The following is a 24,295-nucleotide window of genomic DNA, read 5'->3' as shown; positions in this document are numbered from 1 at the left end:
ACGGTATAAAAATAAGATGAATATAAATACAATTGGAATAGTCGTATCGCTATCGTTGTCTGTGGTGGGGTGTCAAAACAGCGCTATAAAACAATGGGACCAGCAACATCCGCGCCCTTCGCTGCACATCGGAAATAATACCGAGAATGTCATCAAGATCTCCTATGATATCAGCAGTGCAAAGCAAGGTGCACAGACTGAATACAGCCTCAAGCGCTTACAAAAAAACCGAGATTGGGTCAATCAACTGAGTCAACAAAGCAAAACCGTAGAACAATTTAAGCCGGTCAAACTGGACAATATTGATACCGTTAATCCAAATGCCTACCTTTATATTGATGAGTACAATGTGCGTTTAGGCAAAGTGCGGGTTGGCTTGGGTGCCTTTGCCGATTATCGTGTGGCATCGCTGGGTTCAAGTGACAAAACTAAGATCTATTCCAATATCCAAGTGTACAACTGTAGCGAACGTAGTAGTATTACGGCGATTACTTACACCTATACCGCCAATACCTATGAAACACAAGTGTTTGCGCCGGAATCTACCTGGGAAACCCCGCGTCAAGGAACGGCACAGCGTTGGTTGATGAATGCGGTCTGTTCGGCAACACTGGTTGAAACCGACGATAGTTCCCTTGCGGTCGGTTACAGTGTGTTGCTTAATCAGCTGGGCTAACACAATAGCCGTCATCTCTCAGGTATGGCATAATAGGTAAGATATTATGCTGTTGAAAGAGGTTCATTGGTGATGCTGGATTTTAATTATTCCATTTATATTCAATTTTTTATCGGTTTGGTGGCAGTGGTGAATCCATTCGGCGTACTGCCGATTTTCGTTGGTATGACCTCTAACCAATATGAAGCGCAGCGTAATAGAACCAACTTAACGATGTGCATTTCCGTTGCAGTCATTTTGCTGACCAGCCTGTACCTGGGGCAGATTATTCTCAATCTTTTTAATATTTCACTGAATGCGTTCCGTATCGCCGGCGGTATTTTGATTGTCTCGATTGCAATGAGCATGATCAGCGGTAAATTAGGTGAGCAAAAGCAAAACAAAGAAGAGAAAAGTGCGGATCTGTCTGATTACGGCAACATTGCGGTGGTGCCGCTGGCAATGCCGATTATGGCCGGGCCGGGCACGATCAGCTCGACCATTGTATGGGCTTCACGCTATCACAGCTGGCTGGATTTTATCGGCTTCACCCTTGCCATTTTACTCTTTTCTGTTTTTTGCTATTTCTTGTTCCGCTCTGCACCGTTTGTGGTGAAAACCTTAGGCAATACCGGCAGCAATGTGGTCACGCGGATTATGGGGGTGATCTTGATGGCGCTGGGCATTGAAGTTGCTGCGGCAGGGATCGGCAATCTCTTTCCCGGCTTGGTGAATGGTTAATGATCAATGATGAATAGGTTTAAGCGAAGACTTTACTGCTGTTGCAAACCGCTGCTTATTTTATTCGGCAGCTTATCAATGCTGATCTCACTTTTCGGTTGCGATTGGCAATCGCCTGCGCCTGAAACCAAGCAACCGCAAAGTACGCTTGAGCTGCCGGATCAAAGCCGTTATCTATTAAAACGTGGGCTTTATGTTTCCGGCTTTACTTTACAACCACAACAGTTATCTGATGACTCACAATTGCCACTGATTCAGGATTTGTATGAAGGCCTGGTGCGTATTGATCAAGATGGCAAAGTGCAGGGTGGTGCGGCGCAATCTTGGCAGCAGCAACAGTATAAAATTTGGACCTTTCAGTTAAGACCGGGGTTGCGTTGGTCGAATGGAGAACCGCTGACGGCGCAGGATTTTGTACAGAGTTGGTATGCGTTGGCAGTGCAGGCACCGGATAATCCACTCAGCGAATATTTGCGCTTTATGGCGATTGAAAATGCGGAAAAAGTGTTGAGCAAAGAATATGGTGTCGAAATGTTGGGCATTAAAGCGCTGGATGCCGAGACGCTACAAATCACCTTATCGCAACCGATGCCCTATCTACCGCAAATGTTAAGCCATGTTGCGCTGTTGCCGCAATATCAGGGCGAAAGCAACGGCACGTTGGTCAGCAACGGTGCTTATAATCTGTTATACCGTCACACGACGGATTTATTGTTGGAAAAAAATCCATTTTACTGGGATGCTGATAATGTTTCGTTTCGCAATGTCAGTTACCATGCGCTCGACAGCAGCGATAATCCGGCACACTATGATCTGGTGCGTCAAATAGCCGGGGATGTACAGCCTGCTCCGCCGCAGATGCAACAATTGGCACTGCCGACACTCTGTAGTTATTATTACGAATTTAATTTTAGTCATCCACGGCTAGCGCAAAGTGCGGTGCGTAAAGCATTGACGGCGATGATCTCACTGCCGGAAATCAATAGCGATATTGCAAATATCGGACGGATCAATACTAAATTTTTACCACGCGATATGCAGTCACAACAGGCGGAGCAGAGCTGGGCGCCGACAGTAACCGAACAATTGCTGGTACAGGCAGGTGTGGACGGCGGTCAGCCACTGCGTTTGCGTTTGACTTATGAGCAGCAGGGTATTCACCCACAACTTGCGCAACGCTTGATTCAGATGTTGTCACAGTCTGATTTAATTCAAATTCAGGCGCAGGCAGTCACACGTCAGCAATTGTTGCAACAGCGTATGCAAGGGGATTTTGATTTGATTGCTTCCGGTTGGTGTGCAGATTATCCTGATCCTTCGGCTTTTTTTAGTATTTTCCACAGCCGGAGCGCCAATAACAAAGTCGCTTACCACAACCCACAGCTGGACGAGCTATTGCAAAAAAGTGTTGAAAGTGCGGTAACAGAAGCCGAACGGGTGCAGATTTATCAACAAATTGAGCAAGTGATCAACCAGGAGCAGCTGGTATTACCACTGTTTCAGTATTATAACTACTATCTGATCAAATCTGACTTGGCGGGCTATGCCAGCCCAGCAGCTACTAGCAGTCTTTATAGCCGTGATTTGTACCGCAAAATCCGCCTGACTCAATCAGAACAACACCCCGAGCAAACCGAACAGTAAGGAGGCAGCATGTTGAAACCCGTTGTGATCATTCACGCCAAATTGCCGGACGCACTATTGCGCAAACTGGAAGCGCATTTTCAACTGGTCATCGTTGAGAAGCTGTCTGCTGAAACAATGCCGTTATTGCGCCAACAGTTGGCAACGGCGGTCGGCATAATCGGTACGGGTTTGCGTGTTGATGAGGCATTGTTGCAACAAGCGCCATTATTGAAAGTCGCTTCCACTATTTCGGTCGGTTATGATCAATATGATTTATCGGCATTACAGCGCCGACAAATCACATTAACCCACACGCCGTATGTGTTGAACGATACGGTAGCGGATTTGGCGTTTGCCTTGATGCTGGCGGCAGCGCGAAGGGTGTGTGAACTCAATGCGGTGGTGAAACAGGGACAATGGCATAAGCAGAGCGAAAGCGGCTATTTTGGGGTGGATTTGCACCATAAAACACTGGCTATTTTAGGCATGGGGCGCATCGGACAAGCAATAGCCAAACGGGCTTATTTTGGGTTTGATATGAAGGTGAGCTACAGCGCACGCCATGATAAACCGGAGGTTGACCGCACTTTTCAAGCGCAGCGTGTTGAGCTGGATCAACTGCTGAGCAGTGCTGATTTTGTGGTCAATATTTTGCCGTCAACGATGGAAACGCAAAATCTGATTGGTGAAAAACAATTCGCGCTGATGAAGCCAAGTGCGGTGTTTATCAATCTTGGACGTGGCAATACCGTTGATGAGCAGGCGCTGTATCGGGCGTTAAAAAACAAACAAATTTTGGCGGCAGGCTTAGATGTTTATCAATCAGAACCGATTGCCACAGACTCGCCATTATTGACTCTGGACAATATTGTCTGCCTGCCACACATCGGCTCGGCAACCGCAGAAACCCGTTTCGCGATGCAGAGTTGTGCGGTGGATAATCTGATCAATAGCTTGTTGTATCCGAACGATCCGCAGAAAACGGTGTATCGGGTTAATTAAGCGATTTCACATATCATATAGGGCGTATGCAATACGCCCTACAAAAATATTGTTAACACCATTTGTCAGCAGTTCAAAATTGAACTTATTCGCTAATTTGTTCGCGCTGGCAGGAACAGCAAACACCGTGTTGATGTTGGTCATGCTCCTTATTCTCATGGTTATGCACAATCAAATGCCCCATTTTCTCGGCTTTAGTGCTTAGGTAAGCGGTGTTATAACGGTTTTCGCCAACATTCAGTGCCACTCGCTCGACCACATTGATGCCCGCTTCGCGCATCGTGTCGATTTTGTTGGGGTTATTGGTCAGCAACCGCACTTTCTTAACGCCTAGCAGCTCGAAAATATCAGCACAGACCGCAAAATTGCGCTCATCGGCAGCAAAACCCAGTGCTTCATTGGCTTCGATGGTATCCAGTCCCTGATCTTGTAGCGAATATGCTCTGATTTTATTAATCAAACCGATCCCACGCCCCTCTTCACGGTGATAAATCAGTACGCCGCGCCCGGCTTCACTGATTTGGCGAAGTGCGGTTTCCAGTTGGAAGCCACAATCACATTTCAGGCTATGCAAGGCATCACCGGTTAAACACTCGGAGTGGATTCGTGCCAGCACCGGATTGTGTTCGCTGTCGCTGATGTCGCCCATCACCAGAGCAGCGTGTTCTTTGTGGGTATCGGGAAATTCAAAACCGACCATCCGGAAAATACCGAATTTAGTCGGCAACTGAGCTTCCGCGACTAATTGAATTTTTGACATTATTTTTTTCCTTTTTATGCTGATTTAATATACGGCAGTATAACCGCACTTGGCTTAAAGCTTGTCTCTTTTTTTAAATGGATTCAATAGACAGCACCACCTTTTGCATTTTTCCACCTTTTTTTGCGATTCCGTGCAATGTGTCAAAGAAATAACGGCGGTTTTTCGCTAGAATCTAAACAATGATTGTTAACGGAGTAGATTATGTATTATTACGGATTGGATATTGGCGGCACCAAAATTGAATTGGCGGTTTTTAACCAAAAATTGGAAAAATTGCACAGTGAACGGGTCAACACCCCGAAAGAGGATTACCATGAGTGGCTTGAAGCGGTTGCTGGCTTGGTAGAGCGTGCCGACAGCCGTTTTGACTGTAAGGGAACCGTGGGAATCGGGGTTCCGGGATTTGTCAATCGTGAAAGTGGACTGGCGGAGATCACCAATATTCGTGCGGCGGATAATCGCCCGATTATTTTTGATTTGAGCCAGCGTTTAGATCGCGAAGTGAGGGCAGAAAATGATGCCAATTGTTTTGCCATTTCCGAAGCTTGGGCGGAAGAGAATCAGCAATATCCGTTTGTGTTGGGGTTGATTTTGGGCACTGGCTTTGGCGGTGGCTTGGTGTTCAACGGCAAAGCCCATGCCGGTCATGTCGGTATGGCCGGTGAATTGGGGCACATTCAACTCAACTACCATGCTTTAAAATTATTAGGTTGGGATAAAGCCCCAATCTATGAGTGCGGTTGTGGCAATCGCGCTTGTTTGGATACTTACCTGTCCGGACGCGGTTTTGAAATGTTATATCGTGATCTCAAAGGTGAGGCGCTGCCGGCTAAAACCATTATTGAACGCTTTTATGCCAACGATGCCACGGCAGTCAGTTTTGTACAACTGTTTATTGAATTGACCGCAATCAGCATTGGCAATATTATCACGGTGTTGGATCCGGATATGATCGTACTGGGCGGTGGTTTGTCTAACTTTGATTATCTGTATCAAGCACTGCCGAAAGCCTTACCGGCGCATTTGATGCGAAGTGCGGTAGTACCGGTGATCAAAAAAGCTAAATATGGCGACTCCGGCGGCGTGCGTGGCGCAGCGGCACTCTTCTTGAGCCGTTAGCAGCGAGACAGATTTACAACAATGCTGAAGTCTCCAATACGATTTTGCCATCGCTGACACGCAATTTTTTTACCATCTGTTTAATCATATTTTGGGTGGCATCGTTGCTGTCGAGAGTGTACACCGGAAATTGATTCAGCAGCGTTTGCACAGTGTTGTTTAACATCGGCATAATCAATTGCAGCTGGTCGGCATATTTTTGCGGCTGTGACGACCAGCGTAACATTCGTAGGTTTTTCAGATAAACGGCACCCTGCTCGGCGTTATATTCGGGTTCTACATCAAAAACCAAATTGATTCGACTGTCGAATTGCCGGTTGTTATAAGAAAATGCCGCACTGACAACACCGTCCAGCTCGATTTTATTACTGTTGTTGCGCCCGACGTTTGCCTGCATTTGATCGACTTTATAGCGGATATTGATAATTCCGGGCAGATTAAATTGATCGTTAAAGCCCAATTTCCGGCTTAAATAATGATTGATTTGTGCCTCGCTGATCTCGATGTTGTTGGCATTAGCGGATAACGGCAAGGCAAACGGCAACATAAAAAGCAGCATGAACAGAACACGAATAACAGGCATTTGAAGCATAAAAAAACATCCTTGAAGGTTTAAATCAGTAAAAAAAAACGATAGAATGAGGCAATTTCTCTATTTTGTGAATAAATTTTAATCACTTGGTTTTGAATCAATCTATTTTTCATTAAGCGATTCTCAATGAATCCATTTCAAATAAAATAAGGAATTCTATGAAAAACTCTCTTATAAAAACAGCAGTGCTGTCTGCGGTGTTAGCATTGACTGCTTGTAGTCATTTGACCGATGAAAGCGGCACAAGTTCAACCTCGGCTCAATCAGTGTTGAATCAGTCTTTTGCTCAGTTGGAGCAAGCGGCAGCTAATCAAAACAGCTTTCAGTACCAATTGAATAAAGAGATGTATAAAGCTTATTTCAATGGTGGTTCACTGAGCTATGTGTTGCAGCAGGGTGAAAAAGGTGAGCGCAAAGTTTTTTATAAAGCAGGAAAATTGTACGGGGTACAAGATGCCGAGGGGAGCTATGAATTTGATGCAGCTGGAAAATTGATCACTGCGTTAAATTCTAGCGGTAATACCTTGTCATTGTCGGCCGAAGCGCTGGCGAAAAAACAGCAAGAATTGAATGCCAGTGGCAAAAAATTAGCCGCGATGTTGAGCAGCAATTCAGCGGATCGCTCGGTTGGATCGATCAGAACCGGTGGCGATGCTAAGCTGAATTATTTGTGTATTGCCAAAATTCAACAAGTGGCATCGACCAAACGGGTGTTTCGCAGCTCACCGAATAAAGCCGGCAGCACCAGCCGCTTGACCGCAGATGTACGTTTGAACGGCAACCAGTATTACAATATGGATTGTCAGCTACAGGGCGAACGTGTCGCTTTGCTGAGTTTAATTCAAAAATAATTCATCTAAACCGGATGGGAATATAAAAGAGCGGTTCGGAGCGCCAACCGCTCTTTGTCTTTTTGAAAAATGATAATGACAAATTTACAGCAAACTATTGCGCAAGTGTTAAGTGCCAATCGAGGTGAACGAGTAGTGGCGTTCGATGTTGACCATCAGAAATATTGGCTGAAGCAAGCGGAAAAAAATACCGGATTTATGCGTATTTTGAAAGCCAATCCGCAGCGGGCGCTGGCGCAAGAAATTCAGGCTCTGCAATACCTGAATAAAGTTGGGGCACCTTGTGCCGAGCTGGTGGCGTGGGACGATGATTATTTGGTGCTGAAAGATGTTGGCGCAACGGTCGATCAATGGCTGCAAAATTCTGCCTGTGACCAACAACAAAAGCAGCAGATCATTAATGATTGCGCAATGGCTTTGGCAGAATTACATGCTTTGGATCTGGTGCATGGTCGTCCGGCAACACGTGATATCGGCTGGGAAAACGGCAAAGTGCGGTTTATTGATTTCGAATCAAAGTTGAATATCGACCGTTTGCAGTGGAATAAAGCCAGAGATTTGATTATTTTTATTCACGATCTTTATCGTAACACTTTGCCTCAGCAAATGGTTGAAAGTGCGGTGTCCAGCTATCGCCAGCACGCAAACAGTGAGCAAAATTGGCAATATGCGTTGCGGATATTACATAAATACCGTTTTTTATATCCATTATTTAAACCGTTTTACTCGATTGCCGGCAAAGATCTGCTGGCAGGTTTAAAAGTATTTGAGTATTGGCAGAACAACAGCAGCGACAATGAGGTGAACAAATGAAATGGATTCTAATTGTAGTGTTGGCATTGGCATCGGCGGCTTGCAACAGTGGCAGTATCAGCGGTGGTGTTGGGGGAGGTAGCATGGGTATTGGCGGTCAAATCGGGATTTCCGGTGGCATCGGGTTTTAAAGATACCGCACTTTTGATGATTGTGGAATGAATAATCGGCCGGAATTTCGACTTCAGTGCTTTTTTGTTGACGGAAAACTTGCTATTTCTGGTTTAACTCATTACAATACGCCCATATTTTCGGACGCGGGGTGGAGCAGCTTGGTAGCTCGTCGGGCTCATAACCCGAAGGTCGTTGGTTCAAATCCAGCCCCCGCAACCAATTGAAATTTGCTTTCAGCTCAACTTTCAATGTAAAGCCAAAACGCAACGGGTGCTTTGTTTTAGCGGTTTTAAAACAAAAACATCAGCTTCCGGTTCTAGCCTACAAAGCCCCGATATGGGGTTTTTTTGTGCAATAATTTTGACTGTTTAGCCTTGGCTGAACTATTTTGAAACGGGCTGTCAGCCCTTTTTTTATATCTTATTTTTCAATAAATCGTTTTCTTGATTGGGGGTTGTCTTGGCAACATTGGAACAAAAAATACAGGAATTGGTACAGGATTCCATTGAGGCACTGGATTGTGAGTTGGTCGGCATTGAATGCCAACGCAGTGGTCGCTTTCTGACGGTGCGAGTCTATATTGATAAAGACGGTGGCGTGAGTGTTGATGATTGTGCCGATGTCAGCCGCCAAGTCAGTGCGATTATGGATGTCGAAGATTTGATCGCCGACAAATATAATTTGGAAGTGTCATCTCCGGGATTGGACAGACCACTGTTCAGTTTAGCGCATTATCAGCGTTTTATCGGACAAGAGGTCAGCGTACATTTGCGTGTGCCGGTGTTGGACCGCCGTAAATGGACCGGCAAACTGGAGAATGTTACTGGCGATGTGATTACCCTGATAGTGGATGGCACGCCACAAGTATTTGCTTTTGGGAATATCCAAAAAGGCAATATTGTTTATAAATTTGAAGATTAATTTTGATCATGGCACGGCAAAGTGCGGTGATGTAGACAGAGGCGAAAATGAGTAAAGAAATTTTATTAGCGGCCGAAGCCGTATCTAACGAAAGATTATTACCGCGTGAAAAGATTTTTGATGCGTTGGAAAATGCTTTGGCAATTTCGACCAAGAAAAAACATGAAATGGATATCGATGTGCGTGTGGTGATCGACCGTAAAACCGGTGATTTTGAAACCTTTCGCCGTTGGTTAGTGGTCGAAGAAGTCACGGCACCGACCAAAGAGATTACTTTGGAAGCTGCGCGTTACGAAGAACCTGAAATTCAGTTGGGAGAATTCATTGAAGATGAAATCGAATCCATCGCTTTTGACCGCATCACGATGCAGACCGCACGCCAAGTGATCAGCAGTAAAATTCGTGAAGCGGAAAGAAACAAAGTGCTGGAGCAGTTCCGTAGCCAAGAAGGTGAAATTGTCACCGGCGTGGTGAAAAAAGTCAGCCGTGATGTGATTCAACTAGATTTGGGCAACCAAGCGGAAGCCGTGATTATGAAAGAAGATATGCTGCCACGTGAAAATTTCCGCCCGGGCGATCGGGTGCGTGGTGTGTTGTATCAAATTAAACCGGAGTCCAAAGGCGCACAGCTGTTTGTTACGCGTGCTAAACCGGAGATGATTATTGAACTGTTCCGTATCGAAGTGCCGGAAATCGGCGAAGAGCTGATTGAAATCAAAGGTGCGGCTCGCGATCCGGGATCACGTGCTAAAATTGCGGTGAAAAGCAATGACCGCCGAATTGATCCGGTCGGGGCTTGTGTCGGTATGCGCGGTGCTCGTGTGCAGGCGATCACCAATGAATTGGGCGGTGAGCGTGTCGATATCGTATTATGGGACGACAATCCGGCGCAATTTGTGATTAATGCGATGGCACCAGCCGATGTCAGCTCAATTGTGGTGGATGAAGACAAACATTCGATGGACATTGCGGTAGAGTCGGCAAATTTAGCGCAAGCGATTGGTCGTAATGGACAGAATGTGCGCTTAGCAACCCAATTGACCGGCTGGACATTAAATGTGATGACCTCGGAAGAGTTGAGTGAGAAACATCAGCAAGAAACCAGCAAATCATTGAATTTGTTTGTGCAACATCTGGATATCGATGAAGACTTTGCTGAGTTGTTGGTCGATGAAGGCTTTACCTCATTGGAGCAAATTGCCTATGTGCCGACCGATGATTTGATGGAAATTGACGGCATGGATGAAGATTTGGTCGAGGAACTGCGTGACCGTGCGAAAAGTGCGCTGACCACAATTGCGTTGACCGAACAAGAAAAATTGTCGCAGTCAAATATTCAGCCGGAACTGCTGGAATTGGACGGTATGGATCGCCATTTAGCTTTTAAATTTGCTGAAAAAGGGATCACCAATTTGGAAGAGCTGGCAGAGCAGAGCGTTGATGACTTATCCGATATCGAAGAATTAAGCGAAGAAAAAGCTGCAACATTGATTATGGCAGCGAGAAATATCTGCTGGTTTGGCGCAGAGTAAATTGAGGGGGAATAGATGAGTAAAACAGTTAAACAGCTTGCTAATGAGATTAGCACCCCGCTTGAACAGTTATTAAAACAATTATCTGATGCCGGGATCAAAAAACTTGAGAGTGACCCGATTACGGCGGAAGAAGAACGACAGTTGTTGAAATCGTTGAGTGGCGAAGGCGTTAAACCAAAAAAATTAACGCTACAGAAAAAAGAGCGCAGTACCTTGAAAATCGCCGGTTCCGGCGGTAAAAACAAGGAAGTGCAGGTAGAAGTGCGGAAAAAACGAACCTTCACTCCGACATCTGCTGAGGATATCGCGAAACAAAAAGCCGAAGAGCAAGCTCGTCTGGAAGCAGAAGCTGCGGCAAAACGTGAAGCAGAACAGAAAGCCAAAGCAGAAGCTGAACTGCGAGCAAAACGGGAAGCGGAAGAAAAAGCCAAACGTGAAGCGCAACAGAAAGCACGGCAAGATGCCGCCGCTAAAGCGGAGCAAAGTGCGGTTGAAGCCAAAGAGAGCAAAAAAGCCGATCCGGAAAAAGAGAAATTAAAAGCTCAAGAGGCAGAATTGCGTCGTAAAGCGGAAGCGTTGGCACAACAAAAAGCAGAAGAGAAAGCGCGTAAAGCCGCAGAAGAAGCGCGCAAGCTAGCGGAATCGAGTGCTCATCATAAAGAAGAGCAACCAAAAACTGAAAGCTTCACCGATCTGCATTTGACTTCGCGTTACGCCCAAGAAGCGGAAAGTGAGGAAGAGCTGCGTAAAGAAGGCCGTGGCCGTGCGAAAAAAGCCAAAAAAGGCGGTCGTGACGATGATAAAAGCACCAAAACTGAGCGCGAAGCTAATCGTCGCAATCAGAAAAACATCAAAGGTGGCAAAAATCAACGCCGTGGCAGCTCGCTACAACAAGAGTTCACCAAACCGGCACAACCGGTTAACCGTGAGGTTGTCATTGGCGAAACCATTACGGTTGGCGAATTGGCGGCAAAAATGGCGGTGAAAGCCACGGAAGTGATCAAAACCATGATGGGCATGGGCGCCATGGCGACCATTAATCAGGTGATCGATCAAGAGACTGCACAGTTGGTGGCGGAAGAAATGGGACATAAAGTGATGTTGCGCCGTGAGAACGAACTGGAAGAGTCGTTGCTCAGTGATCGTGACAGCACTGCGGTGGAAGTTAACCGTGCGCCGGTGGTGACCATTATGGGACACGTTGACCATGGTAAAACCTCATTATTGGACTATATCCGCAAAACCAAAGTGGCTTCCGGTGAAGCGGGCGGAATTACCCAACATATCGGGGCTTATCATGTTGAAACTGATAACGGCATGATCACCTTCTTGGATACACCGGGACACGCTGCGTTTACTTCGATGCGGGCGCGCGGTGCCAAAGCGACGGATATCGTGGTGTTGGTGGTGGCAGCTGATGACGGTGTGATGCCACAAACCATCGAAGCGATTCAACATGCTAAAGCGGCAAAAGTGCCGTTGGTGGTCGCGGTGAATAAAATTGATAAACCGGAAGCCGATCCGGATCGCGTTAAAAATGAATTGTCACAATATGATGTTATTTCCGAAGAGTGGGGCGGCGATACGCAATTTATCCATGTTTCCGCCAAAAAAGGCTTGGGGATTGATGAGTTGTTGGATGCGATTTTGGTGCAGTCAGAGGTCTTGGAATTGACCGCAGTTACCGATGCCATGGCAAGTGGTGTGGTGATCGAGTCCTATCTAGATAAAGGGCGTGGTCCGGTTGCAACCGTGCTGATTCAATCCGGTACCTTGCGTCGTGGCGATATTGTCCTGTGCGGTTTGGAATACGGGCGTGTGCGTGCGATGCGTGATGAAAACGGTAAAGAAATCGCCGAAGCCGGTCCATCTATTCCGGTCGAAATTTTAGGGCTTTCCGGCGTACCATCAGCCGGTGATGAAGCGACGGTAGTGCGTGACGAGAAAAAAGCGCGCGAAGTGGCATTACACCGTCAAGGAAAATTCCGTGAAGTAAAACTGGCTCGTCAGCAAAAAGCCAAGTTGGAAAATATGTTTACCAACATGACTGAAGGCGATGTTGCCGAAGTGAATATTGTGGTGAAAGCCGATGTTCAAGGTTCGGTCGAAGCAATTTGCCAATCCTTAGTCGAGCTGTCAACCGATGAAGTGAAAGTCAAAATTGTCGGCTCCGGTGTCGGTGGAATCTCAGAAACCGATGCAACCTTGGCGGCAGCGTCGAATGCGATTCTGGTTGGCTTCAACGTGCGTGCCGATGCCTCTGCCCGCCGTGTAGTGGAATCGGAAAATATCGACTTGCGTTACTACTCGGTGATCTATGATTTGATCAACGAAGTGAAAGCCGCGATGAGTGGTATGTTGGCGCCGGAATTCAAGCAACAAATTATCGGCTTGGCAGAAGTGCGTGATGTATTCAAATCACCTAAACTGGGCGCAATTGCCGGTTGTATGGTCACTGAAGGGGTGGTTAAACGTAATAATCCGATTCGGGTTCTGCGTGATAACGTGGTGATCTACGAAGGCGAGCTGGAATCACTACGTCGCTTCAAAGATGACGTCAACGAAGTGCGTAACGGCATGGAGTGCGGTATCGGAGTTAAAAACTACAACGATGTTCGCGTTGGTGACCAAATCGAAGTATTTGAAACGATTGAGATTAAACGCACTATCTAATCGTATCATAATAATACGAGCGTTATGACAAAAGTAGGGCGGATTATATATCCGCCCGCTTGCGAAGTGCGGTCTAAGCACTTAATCAATAACAGAGAAATATAAAATGTAGTTCGGGCGGATATATAATCCGCGCCTACGTTGCCTCATCAAATATCTTTGTCAAGAAACCGAGGCGATCATTAGATCGCCTTTTGCATAAACAAAGGAAAAATAAAATGGCAAGAGAATTTAGCCGCTCGCAGCGAGTGGCGCAAGAGATAAAAAAAGAGATCGCGATAATTTTACAGCGTGAAGTGAAAGATCCGCGTATCGGCATGGTAACAGTGTCTGATGTAGAACTTTCGCGTGATTTGGTGTACGCCAAAGTATTTGTCACATTCTTGTTCGATCAAGATCAGGAAGCAGTAAAAAACGGTATGGAAGGACTGCATCAGGCGTCGGGCTATATTCGCTCATTACTGGGCAAAGCGATGCGGTTGCGGATTGTGCCGGAATTGCGTTTTGAATACGACAATTCGTTGGTCGAAGGAATGCGGATGTCGAATTTAGTCAGCCAAGTGTTGAATGAAGACAAAGCCAAACATAAAGATGATAGTCAATAAACGGAAAAATTGTGTCGAGACCAAGAAAACGAGGGCGTGACATTGACGGGATCGTGCTGCTCGATAAACCACAAGGTTTGAGCTCCAACGATCTGTTGCAGAAAGTCAAACGTCTGTATCAAGCCAATAAAGCCGGGCATACCGGTGCTTTGGATCCGCTGGCAACCGGAATGTTGCCGATCTGTTTGGGCGAAGCGACCAAGTTTTCCCAATTTCTGCTGGATGCGGATAAACGCTATCGTGTCACCGCAAAATTGGGGGAGCGCACCGACACCTCAGACGCCGAAGGGCAAGTGGTAGCCGTGCGTGAGGTCAAGTGCGGTTTGGAGCAAATTCTGGCGGCGCTACCGCACTTTCGTGGTGAGTTGCAGCAAGTGCCTACCATGTTTTCGGCCTTGAAACACCAAGGCAAGCCGCTGTATGAATATGCCCGTGCCGGCATTACAGTCGAACGCGAAGCCCGCCTGATTACGATTTTTGAGTTGGAATTTATTGATTATCAAGAGCCATTTTTAACCCTTGAGGTACATTGTTCAAAAGGTACTTATATTCGTACTTTGATTGACGATCTGGGCGAATTTCTCGGCTGTGGCGCACACGTTACCGTGTTGCACCGCAGTGCAGTGGCGAATTACCCGACCCAGTCGATGGTGACGTTGCAAACTCTGCAACAACTGGCGGAACAGCAAGCGTTGAGCTCATTGGATCAGCATTTGCTGGCGGCAGATACTGCGGTGGCAAACTTGGCAAAAATTGATCTGAATCCAGAACAGACCCGAGCGATCAGTTTCGGGCAGCGGCTGCGTTTTGACAATCCGCAACAGTTACAAGGGCAAGTGCGGTTATACAGCGATAAACAGTGTTTTTTAGGGGTGGCAGAAGTGGACGAATACAGCGTGATTCACCCGAAACGGCTGGTGACTCAGTTTTCAGCCTAGCCCTAATTCAATTTGATACCGATAAAAAAGCCAAATCTGGGTTACCGATTTGGCGTTGATCTTTGCGTAAGTTAGCGAATTAACCTCTGTTACTGTGTTTCATAATCCGTTCTTTAGTGCGCTGCCATTCTCTGTCTTGGATCGCATCACGCTTATCATGTTGCTTTTTACCTTTGGCCAAGCCTATTTTGACTTTTGCCCAAGCATTTTTCCAATATAAGGAGAGGGCGACGATGGTGAATCCGTCACGGTTGGCTTTGCCGAACAGATTGTCTAACTCTCGTTTGCTAAGCAGTAATTTACGGGTACGTGTCGGATCAGCGACCACATGGGTAGAGGCAACATTCAACGGGGTGATCATCGCACCGAACAGATAGGCTTCGCCGTCTTTGAAAATCACATAGCTGTCACTGATATTCGCCTTGCCGGCACGCATTGATTTGACTTCCCAGCCTTGCAGCGACAAACCAGCTTCGATCTCTTCTTCAATAAAGTAATCGTGGCGCGCTCTTTTATTGAGTGCGATGGTATTGGAACCGACTTTTGGTTTTTTCTTGGTCATTATTTTTCTGCTTCAAAGTCATTTAGTTAAATGGTAGTTCAAATTGTATCAATAAGTCGACAAAGCACAAAGGAAAATGCGCAATAAAATTTTAACAGACCCTAAAAAATCAGGATTAATTTCAGTAAGGATTTGCTATGCTATAGCAAGGTGAATTCTTAACAAGAATTGAGGTTTTGTAAATGCCGATTCAACAAAAACTGGTTAACGTTCGCGGCGAACGGATTGCCGTGGTGGCAGGTTTGCGCACGCCTTTTGTGCGGCGAAATTCCGAGTTTAAAGAGTGTTATGCAACCGACTTGGGTATCATGGTGACCAACGAGCTGCTAAATCGTTTGCCGTTAGCACGTGAAGTGGTTGAAAAATTTATTTTTGGGCAGGTGATTCAGCAGCCGGATGTGCCAAATTTGGCGCGTGAAATTGCTTTGACGCTCTCAATGCCGCATGCTCAGGCTTATACCTTAAGCAGCTCCTGCATCACTGGTTTGCAAGCGGTGGCAAATGTGTGTAACGGGATTATCAGTGGCTCAATCTCTTGTGGCTTGGCGGGTGGGGCAGACTCGATTTCCAATGCACCGATCAGCTTAAAACCAAAGGTCAGTCGCACCTTGCGTGATATTTTGCGTACCTCAAGTTATTCAAAAAAATTCAATTTATTCAAACGCCTCTCTTGGGATGATGTAAAGTTGCAGCAAGTCAATTTGCGTGACGCTTTGACCGGCTATTCATTGGGTGATATTTCTGAACAAATGGCGCAAAATTTCGATTTGAGCCGCGAACAATTGGATCAATATACCGCACTTTCACATCAGCGAGCGGAACAAGCGTGGCAGCAAGGGATGATGAGCGAACAGGTGATGCTTTCCCACCCGGCACCTTATAAACACTACGTTACACGCGATAATATGATTAGCACACAAACTACCGCAGATTATTACCAGCGTTTTAAACCGTTGCAGTCGGGGCAGCATAAAACTGTTACGGCATGGAGCGTTTCCGAACCGGCAGACGGTGCCGCAGCGGTGCTGTTAATGCGTGAAGAACTGGTGGAGCAATACGGTTTACAGCCGTTGGGCTATATTCGCAGCTTTGCGTTGACCGGCAATGATGTGTGGAACAATATGTTGCTGGGGGCGACTGCGGCATCCGCAAAAGCATTGGCGTGGGCACAAATGGAACTGGGCGATATTGACCTGATTGAAATGCATGAATCCTCGGCGGCACAGGTGTTGGCGAATTTGAAATTGTTTGAGTCGCGGCAGTTTGCTCAAAGCCATTTGCAGCGCGATCAAGCGCTTGGCAGCATAGATATGGATAAATTCAATATCAACGGCGGTTCGTTGGCGTATGGTTCGCCACGAGCGATTACCAGTTTGCGAGTGTTGATCCAGGCGTTGCACCAGTTGCAGCGTCAAGGAGGAGAAACCGCACTGATTGCCTCCGGCGGTTTGGGCGGGCTGGGTGCAGCGATGGTGTTGGAAAGAGAATAAGCTTGGAACAGTGAATCTGAAAAGGGACAGGTAAAGTATAAAAATGCAAACCGATTATCAAATTGTAGCAAAAGCCGACTATCAGAATGATGCACATGCTGATCTGTTTCGTCTGAGTTTTTATCAGGACAATATTGCCGTCATCGCATTCAATATCAGTGCTAAAAAACAAAATTGGTTGGACGAGCGTTTTATTGAGCATTTACAGGCATTGCTCGATCAATTGCCGGCTTGGCAGTTGCGCGGTGTGATTTTTGTTTCAAGCAAAGAAAATAGCTTTGTACAAGGTTTTTCGTTATCCCCGCTGGAACAGAAAAGTGATGCAGAATTGTATCAATTTAGCCAGCAGTGTCAGCATTTGATCCAAAAAATTAAGGCACTAACCGTACCGACAATTTGTGCGGTGCAAGGTAGTTGCTTCGGTTTTGGGTTGGAGCTGGCACTGGCATGTGACTACCGCTTGGCGACTGACGACATTGAAACCAGTTTTGCGATGCCGCAAGTGAAATCAGGGATTTTACCGTTTGCAGGCGGCTGTGCGCTGTTGACTGCGCAAATTGGTTTGAAACCCGGATTATTGATGTTACTTTCCGGCAATAAAATCAGTGTAAACCGTGCATTAGATAAAGGGCTGATCGATGAAGTCGTGCCAAAAGCCATTCTGTTTCAAATTGCGGTCAATCACATTAATAATCAAATGTCATCTACGTTGCAGAACGTGAAAAAAGGCTATCACCGTTTACGTTTTAAAACTGAAAATATTGCTTGGCTGCGCCGTTATTTGATTGAGCAGGTCGAGCAACAAGTTTGGTTGAAAGCTTTTGACAATTATCCGGCAACCAAAGCGATTATTCAGCTGTTTAAACAGCGGCAAGAGGCTCTGCCAAGTGCGGAAAGCGATTGTTTTGTGATGTTATTTGGCAATAAAACCTCAGCAGTATTGCGACGGATGGAGCAAACTAACCGAGAAATGCGCCACCAATATCACGATTTGCAAAGTGACGATAAAATTAAGAAAGTTGCGGTGTTGGGCAGTGGTTTCATGGGCGCGGGGATTGCGTACATCACGGCTGCTCGCGCAGGATTGCCGGTGCGAATTAAAGATATTAATCCGGATGGGGTGCAAAAAGCGTTGCGTCTCAGTTATTTACTGTTGCAAAAAGAGGTGGACCGTGGTCATCTGCCTTATGGCAAATTGCTGCAAAAAATTTACCTGATCAGCGGCGGTGAGCGTTTTATCGGCAAACAGACAGCGGATATTGTGATCGAGTCAGTGTATGAAGATCTGCAATTGAAACAAAACCTGATTGAAGAAAGCGAAAGTTACTACGATAAGAACACCATCTTTGCCAGCAACACTCTCACGTTGTCGATTGCGGAAATTGCTGCCAAAGCGCAGCGCCCGCAAAATGTCATTGGTGTGCACTATTTTACCCCGGTCAGCCAGCGTCGTATGGTGGAAATTGTACCGCACTTTTTACAGCGAAACGTGCAAGGGAAGGTATTGCCACAAGGGACCTCACAACAAACGATTGCCAAGGCGATCAGCTTGGTGATCGAGCAAGGGCAAATTCCGTTGCTGGTCAAAGACTCACCGGGATTTTTTATTAATCGGGTGCTGATTCCGTATCTTTTGGAAGCCTATTATTGCGTTTTGGACGGCGAAGCGGTCGGCACTATTGACCGTGCGTTGTTGGAGTTCGGTTTTCAAGTTGGTCCATTGGCGATGATTGATGAGATGGGACTGGATATTTTGGTGAAAGCGTTGCCGACTTTGGAACGCAGCTTTGGTTTCCGCTTTGCCTTACCGCATAAAGTCGAACAATTATTGTTAAACGAGCGCAAAGGACGCAAAAATCGGCGTGGTTTTTATTTGTATCACTCTCGTAGTGGCAACCGCACCCAAGTGGACAAAAGTATCTATCAAGTGCTGGACATCACGGTAGAAAACAATTTGGAACCGGAGCAAATTGTGCGCCGCTGTATTTTGATGATGCTGAATGAAGCGGCTTATTGTGTGCAAGAGCAAATTATCAGCAACCAAAATGAAGGCAATGTGGCTTCGGTTTTAGGCATGTTTTTCCCGGAATTCAGAGGCGGAATTTATGCCTATATGCGTGATGTTGGCGCTGCGACGATTGTGGCAGAGCTGGAATTGATGATGGCACAACACGGCGAGCGTTTCCGCCCTTGCCCGTGGTTGGTGCAACAAGCCGTAGAGGAGCAAGTGGCACAATCAACGGCAGAGCCAAGCGCACTTTGATGAATATCACCGAGGAATAAATATGGTTGGTGCGGCGCGTTGGGATAGCTATGCCAAATTTTATAATCTGGTATTGAAAACGGTAGCAGCACAGCGACAGCAACTGTTTCAGCGTTTAGTGTTATCTGAACCGTTAAAGGTTTACATTGCCGGGTGCGGCAGTGGTTTAGATCTGCCCTATTTACCGGCGCAAAGTGCGGTGCTGGGGGTGGATTTTTCGGCAAAAATGCTGAAACAAAGTGCGCAGCTACAGCAACAATTGCAAGCGCAAGGACATCCATTGGCACTCACGTTGCAACAAGGTCGCGCTGAATGTTCAGGTTTGGCGGATAGCAGTGTTGATCTGGTGCTGCTACATTTAATTTTAGCGGTGACTGATCAGCCACAGGCGTTGTTGCAAGAGGCGATCAGAGTGTTGAAACCGGGCGGCGTTATTTCGATTTGGGATAAATTTGCGCCGCAGCAAATCAGCAGATTGCGTCGAATTGCGGATTACCTCAGCCGAAGATTAGGTACGACTTTGCTTTTGCAGATTGATGACTTGCTACAACCGCATTCATTGGTGATAATGCAGCGACATCGCATGTTATGTGGGCAAATGCAGCATTTAATGATGACAGACCCGACAACACACTTGACAACACACAACAAAGAGAGAGGATAAGACGAGATGAATTCAGTAGCAATCGTGGGGCTGGGCTGGCTGGGATTTCCTTTGGCAAAACATTTGCAACGGGTTGGCTGGACGGTGAAAGGCAGCAAACGCACCCACGAAGGCACAGAAAGCATGCGCTTGAACGGGCTGGAAGCCTATTGTGTACAGTTGACGCCGGAAGTCGATGCCGATCCCGATGATCTCAACGAACTACTTTCGGTAGATTCATTGATTATCAATATTCCGCCAAGCCAATATTTTTTCGATACGCGCAGTTATGTCGAGGGTATCAAGAATCTGGTCAATGAGGCCCTGCTGCACGGTGTACAGCACTTGCTGTTTATCAGCTCGACCTCGGTTTTTCCACAAAAAGACAGTGAATATCATGAGGAAAGTGCGGTTGAGCCGGAATCTGATGTTGGACATGCGTTGTATGAGATTGAAAACTGGCTGTTAGCGCTAAACGGTGTTGATTGTGATATTTTGCGTCTTGCCGGACTGATCGGGATCGATCGCCATCCAGTCAGCCATTTGGCGGGCCGACAACAGATCAAAGGCGGTAACCAAGCGGTCAATCTGGTGCATCAAACCGACTGCATTTTGGCGATGCAGCTATTGTTAGAAACCAGAGGATATAAACGGTTGTATCATTTGAGTGCGCCACAGCACCCGAAACGTGCGGATTATTATAAGAAAATGGCGCAGTTGTTGGCGTTGGACGAACCGCACTTTGTGACTGACGAAACGGATTTACAGCGTATCGTACATGGCAACAAAATCGTACAGGAATTGGATTTTGACTATGCCTATCCTGATCCGTACCAAATGCTGCCGCAAGCAGAACAATACTTTCATCAAGACTAACATTACATTTTTATGAAAATCAGCCATCAAAACCGCACTTTGGATTTATCGCTTCCTAAAATTATGGGGATTCTGAACTTCACCCCCGATTCGTTTTCCGACAGCGGACAGTTTTACCAATTGGATAAAGCGCTGTACCATGTCGAGCAAATGTTGGCAGACGGCGCAGATATTATTGATATCGGTGGAGAATCCACCCGCCCGATGGCGGCGGAAGTCTCTTTAGAGCAGGAGTTGCAACGGGTTGTACCGCTGGTTGAAGCCGTCAGGCAGCGCTTTGACTGCTGGATTTCAGTGGATACCTCCAAAGCGCTTGTAATGCGTGAAGCCGCAAAAGTCGGTATGAATTTGATCAACGACATTCGGGCGTTGCAGGAACACAATGCGCTGCAAACGGCGGTCACACTGGATTTGCCGGTGTGTATCATGCACATGCAGGGGCAGCCGCGCACCATGCAAGCAGCGCCGCACTATCAGAATGTGGTGGCGGAAGTGACAGATTTTTTGCGTCAACGTGCACAGCAGTGCATTGCCGCAGGTATCAAACAAACGCATTTGATCGTTGATCCGGGCTTTGGATTTGGTAAATCATTGCAGCATAATTATCAATTATTACAACAGTTACAGGTTTTTAGCGAACTGGGCTATCCGGTATTGGCAGGCGTTTCACGCAAAAGTATGATTGGGCAATTGCTGGATAAACCAGTGGAACAGCGAATGGTTGGCAGTGTGGCGGCAACGTTGTTGGCGGCAATCAACGGTGCGTCGATCTTGCGGGTACATGATGTTGCTGCAATGGCCGATGCGCTAAAAGTCTGGCAGGCGATGCAACAAGCGTAACGTATTATTTAATCAAGATAACAGACCCTAGAACAACAAAAGGAATTTCATTATGGCAGAACGTAAATATTTCGGCACTGACGGCGTCCGTGGCAAAGTCGGTACTTTTCCCATCACCCCGGAATTTGCTTTAAAACTGGGTTGGGCGGCAGGTAAAGTGCTGGCAACGCAGGGCAGTCGCAAAGTATTAATCGGCAAAGATACCCGAATTTCAGGCTACATGTTGGAATCGGCGCTTGAAGCCGGGCTGGCGGCAGCGGGTCTGTCGGCGGCGTTTATTGGCCCGATGCCGACCCCCGCAGTGGCGTATCTGACCCGCACTTTCCGTGCCGAAGCGGGGATTGTGATCTCCGCCTCGCATAACCCATATTGGGATAACGGCATTAAATTCTTCTCCAACAAAGGTACAAAATTGCCGGATGATGTGGAGGAGGCGATTGAAGCTATGCTGGAACAACCGATGGATTGCGTAGAGTCGGCGGAACTGGGGCGTGCCAGTCGGATCAACGATGCGGCAGGACGCTATATCGAGTTTTGCAAAAGTACATTCCCGGCAGCACTCAGTCTGGAAAATTACAAAATTGTGGTGGATTGCGCCAATGGTGCGACTTATCATATTGCGCCAAATGTGCTGCGTGAACTCGGAGCCGAAGTGATCGAAATCGGCACCAAACCAAACGGGCTGAATATCAATGAAAAGTGCGGTGCTACCGATATTCATGCGCTGCGTGAAATTGTGTTGCAGTCAAAAGCGGATGTCGGCTTGGCATATGATGGTGATGGCGACCGCTTAATTATGGTTGACCACCTAGGCAATGCCGTTGATGGTGATCAAATTCTGTTTATTATTGCCCGTGAAGCATTGCGTGCCGGTAAATTATCGGGCGGAGTGGTCGGTACGTTGATGAGTAACATGGCGTTGGAAGTGGCGTTGAAACAACTTTCGATTCCGTTTGTGCGTGCTAATGTCGGCGATCGTTATGTGTTGGAAAAAATGGAAGAACACGGCTGGAAATTTGGCGGTGAAAATTCAGGACATATCATTATCTTAGACAAAAACAGCACCGGCGACGGCATTATTGCTTCCTTGGAAGTGCTGGCAGCGATGGTGCAACAAAGAATGTCGCTGAATGAATTGGCAAGTGCGGTCAAATTGTTCCCGCAGGTATTGATCAATGTACGTTTCAGCGGTGGTGCCAATCCGTTGGAACATGACAGCGTGAAGGCAATTGCGGCACAAGTAGAGAAAGAATTAGACGGAAACGGAAGAATTTTATTAAGAAAGTCAGGAACCGAGCCACTGATTCGTGTTATGGTTGAATGTGCTGACGCTGAGTTGGCGCAGCAATCGGCAGAACGCATTGCCGAAGCAGTGAAAAGCGTATAATCATTTTTCTAACGCTTGTTCCATTTGGGGAATCAGCGATATTTTGTGGGAGATTTAAAATGACATTATCTAAAAAATGGCAAGCAGTGGTCGGAAGTGCGGTATTGGCACTGGCAACCATGACCAGCGTATCGGCAGTGGCAAATTTGCAAGGGGATATGCAAACCATGGGTAAAAGTGTTTCTGCTGCGTTGAAAACCGACAGCAGCCAAGAGTTTATCCAGTCGTTGCAAACATTCAGTCAAACCGTTGAAAATGCTAAACAGCAGGCATTGCCTTATAGTTTGCATGACAAAGCCCCTGACAGCGCTGAAGTCAATGATTACAAACAAGGTTTGCAAACCTTGATCAATCAAGCGGACACAGCGATTAAAACTGCAGAAAGTGGTGATTTGGCACAAGCGAAACAACAAGCAGAAAAATTGCTTGAAATTCGTAACGAGTACCATAAAAAGTATAAATAATCACGGTTGATTATGTAGTAGAGGGCGGATTGCATCCACCCTAGATTATTGACAAAGATATTTGGTGAGGCAAAGTAGGGGCGGATTATATATCCGCCCGTTGCGAAGTGCGGTATAAGTACTTAATCAATAAAGGAAAAATGCAAAGTGCGGTTCGGGCGGATATATAATCCGCCCCTACTTTTGCAATATTAATCGTATATTTTAACTTTCTCAGCAGGTAGAGGGCGGATCGCGATCCGCCCTTTTTTAGTCAGCCGTTTCCAGTGATTTCAAATACTGAAAGATTTCACGGTAGAATTTTGGTGGTTTTTGAGTGGCGCGTTCTTTTTGCGCCGCACGGATCAAATTACGCAGATGTTGAATATCCAATGCCGGATATTGGGCAATCAATTGTGACAGCACGTTGTTATTGTCGGTTTCCAACAGTTGATCCCGCAGCTGTTCCAAGCGGTGAAACATGGCTTGTTGCTGGTTATGCTTGTTTTCCAGCTTATCCAGCGCTTCTTGCAACGGTTCAATATCGGTATTACGCAACAATTTGCCGATATATTGCAATTGGCGGCGCAGTGCGCCTCGTTGCGAACGTTGTGCCAGTGTAATCGCATCCGCCAGTTTTTCGTCCAGTGGAATTCGTTCTAAATTAGCGGCAGTCAGTGCGACCAATTTAGCACCAAATTTTTTCAGCGCTTCGGCATCACGTTTGATTTCGCTTTTGCTGACCCAAATAATCTCTTCCTGCTCTTCATCCAATTCTGACAAATGCTCGTCTAAAAAAGCCATATCCTGTGCGGCGTGTTTATTCTTCATGGTTTATATCGC

24 protein-coding genes and 1 tRNA gene are annotated in these 24,295 nt (G+C 46.6%); 21 read left to right on the top strand and 4 right to left on the bottom strand.

What is annotated here, in order from left to right; translation table 11 throughout:
- Positions 1-16: 16 nt before the first annotated feature.
- From EDC16_RS01480 to EDC16_RS01465, 4 genes are all read left to right on the top strand, one after another.
- On the top strand, positions 17-676 hold the full coding sequence (locus EDC16_RS01480) for a hypothetical protein (RefSeq protein ID WP_132964670.1): 660 nt from the start codon (positions 17-19) through the stop codon (positions 674-676).
- 72 nt (positions 677-748) lie between these two features.
- Positions 749-1,396, top strand: coding sequence for a YchE family NAAT transporter (locus EDC16_RS01475; RefSeq protein WP_416069085.1), 648 nt, complete (start codon positions 749-751; stop codon positions 1,394-1,396).
- Between the two features lie 78 nt (positions 1,397-1,474).
- A complete protein-coding gene (locus EDC16_RS01470) occupies positions 1,475-3,040 on the top strand; it encodes a peptide ABC transporter substrate-binding protein (protein ID WP_157330497.1) in 1,566 nt (521 codons plus the stop codon).
- Between the two features lie 9 nt (positions 3,041-3,049).
- Positions 3,050-4,024, top strand: coding sequence for an NAD(P)-dependent oxidoreductase (locus tag EDC16_RS01465; protein WP_208857760.1), 975 nt, complete (start codon positions 3,050-3,052; stop codon positions 4,022-4,024).
- A gap of 85 nt (positions 4,025-4,109) precedes the next feature.
- Here the strand turns inward: EDC16_RS01465 and ribA are convergent, their stop codons facing one another.
- A complete protein-coding gene (gene ribA / locus EDC16_RS01460; protein WP_132964664.1) occupies positions 4,110-4,784 on the bottom strand; it encodes a GTP cyclohydrolase II in 675 nt (224 codons plus the stop codon).
- A 204-nt stretch (positions 4,785-4,988) separates the two neighbouring features.
- Between ribA and nagK the strand changes: the two genes are divergently transcribed.
- Positions 4,989-5,906 carry an N-acetylglucosamine kinase gene (nagK, locus tag EDC16_RS01455; RefSeq protein ID WP_132964662.1) on the top strand — a complete coding sequence of 306 codons (918 nt, stop codon included), beginning with the start codon at positions 4,989-4,991 and terminating at the stop codon, positions 5,904-5,906.
- A gap of 13 nt (positions 5,907-5,919) precedes the next feature.
- On the opposite strand, the gene EDC16_RS01450 is transcribed toward nagK, so the two are convergent.
- On the bottom strand, positions 5,920-6,498 hold the full coding sequence (locus tag EDC16_RS01450) for a YceB family lipoprotein (RefSeq protein ID WP_132964660.1): 579 nt from the start codon (positions 6,496-6,498) through the stop codon (positions 5,920-5,922).
- A gap of 158 nt (positions 6,499-6,656) precedes the next feature.
- On the opposite strand from EDC16_RS01450, the gene EDC16_RS01445 reads away from it, so the two are divergent.
- The 9 genes from EDC16_RS01445 (at position 6,657) to truB (ending at position 14,948) form a co-directional block, all read left to right on the top strand.
- Entirely contained in the window at positions 6,657-7,349 is a 693-nt protein-coding gene (locus EDC16_RS01445; protein WP_132964658.1) for a hypothetical protein, read from the top strand.
- 75 nt (positions 7,350-7,424) lie between these two features.
- Positions 7,425-8,162 carry a phosphotransferase gene (locus EDC16_RS01440; protein ID WP_157330495.1) on the top strand — a complete coding sequence of 246 codons (738 nt, stop codon included), beginning with the start codon at positions 7,425-7,427 and terminating at the stop codon, positions 8,160-8,162.
- Positions 8,159-8,293, top strand: coding sequence for a hypothetical protein (locus EDC16_RS12885; protein ID WP_255296788.1), 135 nt, complete (start codon positions 8,159-8,161; stop codon positions 8,291-8,293). The genes EDC16_RS01440 and EDC16_RS12885 overlap by 4 nt, the downstream gene beginning before the upstream one ends.
- A gap of 125 nt (positions 8,294-8,418) precedes the next feature.
- Positions 8,419-8,495: transfer RNA gene (locus EDC16_RS01435), tRNA-Met, on the top strand.
- 240 nt (positions 8,496-8,735) lie between these two features.
- Complete coding sequence (rimP, locus tag EDC16_RS01430) at positions 8,736-9,197, top strand: ribosome maturation factor RimP (protein ID WP_132964654.1); 462 nt, start codon at positions 8,736-8,738, stop codon at positions 9,195-9,197.
- Between the two features lie 47 nt (positions 9,198-9,244).
- Positions 9,245-10,729, top strand: coding sequence for a transcription termination factor NusA (gene nusA, locus EDC16_RS01425; RefSeq protein WP_132964652.1), 1,485 nt, complete (start codon positions 9,245-9,247; stop codon positions 10,727-10,729).
- 15 nt (positions 10,730-10,744) lie between these two features.
- Positions 10,745-13,405, top strand: a complete 2,661-nt coding sequence (infB, locus tag EDC16_RS01420; protein ID WP_132964650.1) for a translation initiation factor IF-2 — start codon at positions 10,745-10,747, stop codon at positions 13,403-13,405.
- Between the two features lie 218 nt (positions 13,406-13,623).
- Positions 13,624-14,010 (top strand): 30S ribosome-binding factor RbfA, encoded by a 387-nt coding sequence (gene rbfA, locus EDC16_RS01415; protein WP_132964647.1) that lies wholly within the window; start codon positions 13,624-13,626, stop codon positions 14,008-14,010.
- A gap of 11 nt (positions 14,011-14,021) precedes the next feature.
- Positions 14,022-14,948, top strand: a complete 927-nt coding sequence (gene truB, locus EDC16_RS01410) for a tRNA pseudouridine(55) synthase TruB (RefSeq protein WP_132964645.1) — start codon at positions 14,022-14,024, stop codon at positions 14,946-14,948.
- A gap of 79 nt (positions 14,949-15,027) precedes the next feature.
- Here truB and smpB read toward each other — a convergent pair whose 3' ends face one another.
- Positions 15,028-15,510 carry an SsrA-binding protein SmpB gene (smpB, locus tag EDC16_RS01405; protein WP_132964643.1) on the bottom strand — a complete coding sequence of 161 codons (483 nt, stop codon included), beginning with the start codon at positions 15,508-15,510 and terminating at the stop codon, positions 15,028-15,030.
- Positions 15,511-15,692: 182 nt separating this feature from the next.
- On the opposite strand from smpB, the gene EDC16_RS01400 reads away from it, so the two are divergent.
- From EDC16_RS01400 to EDC16_RS01370, 7 genes are read left to right on the top strand one after another with little or no spacing between them, the layout of a single operon-like run.
- Positions 15,693-17,000 carry an acetyl-CoA C-acyltransferase gene (locus tag EDC16_RS01400; RefSeq protein ID WP_132964641.1) on the top strand — a complete coding sequence of 436 codons (1,308 nt, stop codon included), beginning with the start codon at positions 15,693-15,695 and terminating at the stop codon, positions 16,998-17,000.
- A 43-nt stretch (positions 17,001-17,043) separates the two neighbouring features.
- Positions 17,044-19,263 carry a 3-hydroxyacyl-CoA dehydrogenase NAD-binding domain-containing protein gene (locus EDC16_RS01395; protein WP_132964639.1) on the top strand — a complete coding sequence of 740 codons (2,220 nt, stop codon included), beginning with the start codon at positions 17,044-17,046 and terminating at the stop codon, positions 19,261-19,263.
- A gap of 22 nt (positions 19,264-19,285) precedes the next feature.
- On the top strand, positions 19,286-19,927 hold the full coding sequence (locus tag EDC16_RS01390) for a class I SAM-dependent methyltransferase (protein WP_132964637.1): 642 nt from the start codon (positions 19,286-19,288) through the stop codon (positions 19,925-19,927).
- 6 nt (positions 19,928-19,933) lie between these two features.
- A complete protein-coding gene (locus EDC16_RS01385; RefSeq protein ID WP_132964635.1) occupies positions 19,934-20,782 on the top strand; it encodes a Rossmann-fold NAD(P)-binding domain-containing protein in 849 nt (282 codons plus the stop codon).
- A gap of 12 nt (positions 20,783-20,794) precedes the next feature.
- On the top strand, positions 20,795-21,622 hold the full coding sequence (gene folP / locus EDC16_RS01380; RefSeq protein ID WP_132964633.1) for a dihydropteroate synthase: 828 nt from the start codon (positions 20,795-20,797) through the stop codon (positions 21,620-21,622).
- Between the two features lie 52 nt (positions 21,623-21,674).
- Positions 21,675-23,009 (top strand): phosphoglucosamine mutase, encoded by a 1,335-nt coding sequence (glmM, locus tag EDC16_RS01375; RefSeq protein ID WP_132964631.1) that lies wholly within the window; start codon positions 21,675-21,677, stop codon positions 23,007-23,009.
- A 59-nt stretch (positions 23,010-23,068) separates the two neighbouring features.
- On the top strand, positions 23,069-23,473 hold the full coding sequence (locus tag EDC16_RS01370) for a cytochrome b562 (protein WP_132964629.1): 405 nt from the start codon (positions 23,069-23,071) through the stop codon (positions 23,471-23,473).
- 249 nt (positions 23,474-23,722) lie between these two features.
- Here EDC16_RS01370 and yjgA read toward each other — a convergent pair whose 3' ends face one another.
- Positions 23,723-24,256 (bottom strand): ribosome biogenesis factor YjgA, encoded by a 534-nt coding sequence (yjgA, locus tag EDC16_RS01365; protein WP_132964788.1) that lies wholly within the window; start codon positions 24,254-24,256, stop codon positions 23,723-23,725.
- Positions 24,257-24,295: the final 39 nt, after the last annotated feature.

Source organism: Testudinibacter aquarius, assembly GCF_004342725.1.
Classification (GTDB): Bacteria; Pseudomonadota; Gammaproteobacteria; order Enterobacterales; family Pasteurellaceae; genus Chelonobacter; species Chelonobacter aquarius.
The sequence above is the reverse complement of the archived record's forward strand: the minus strand, read 5'-3'. Positions and strand labels throughout refer to the sequence as shown.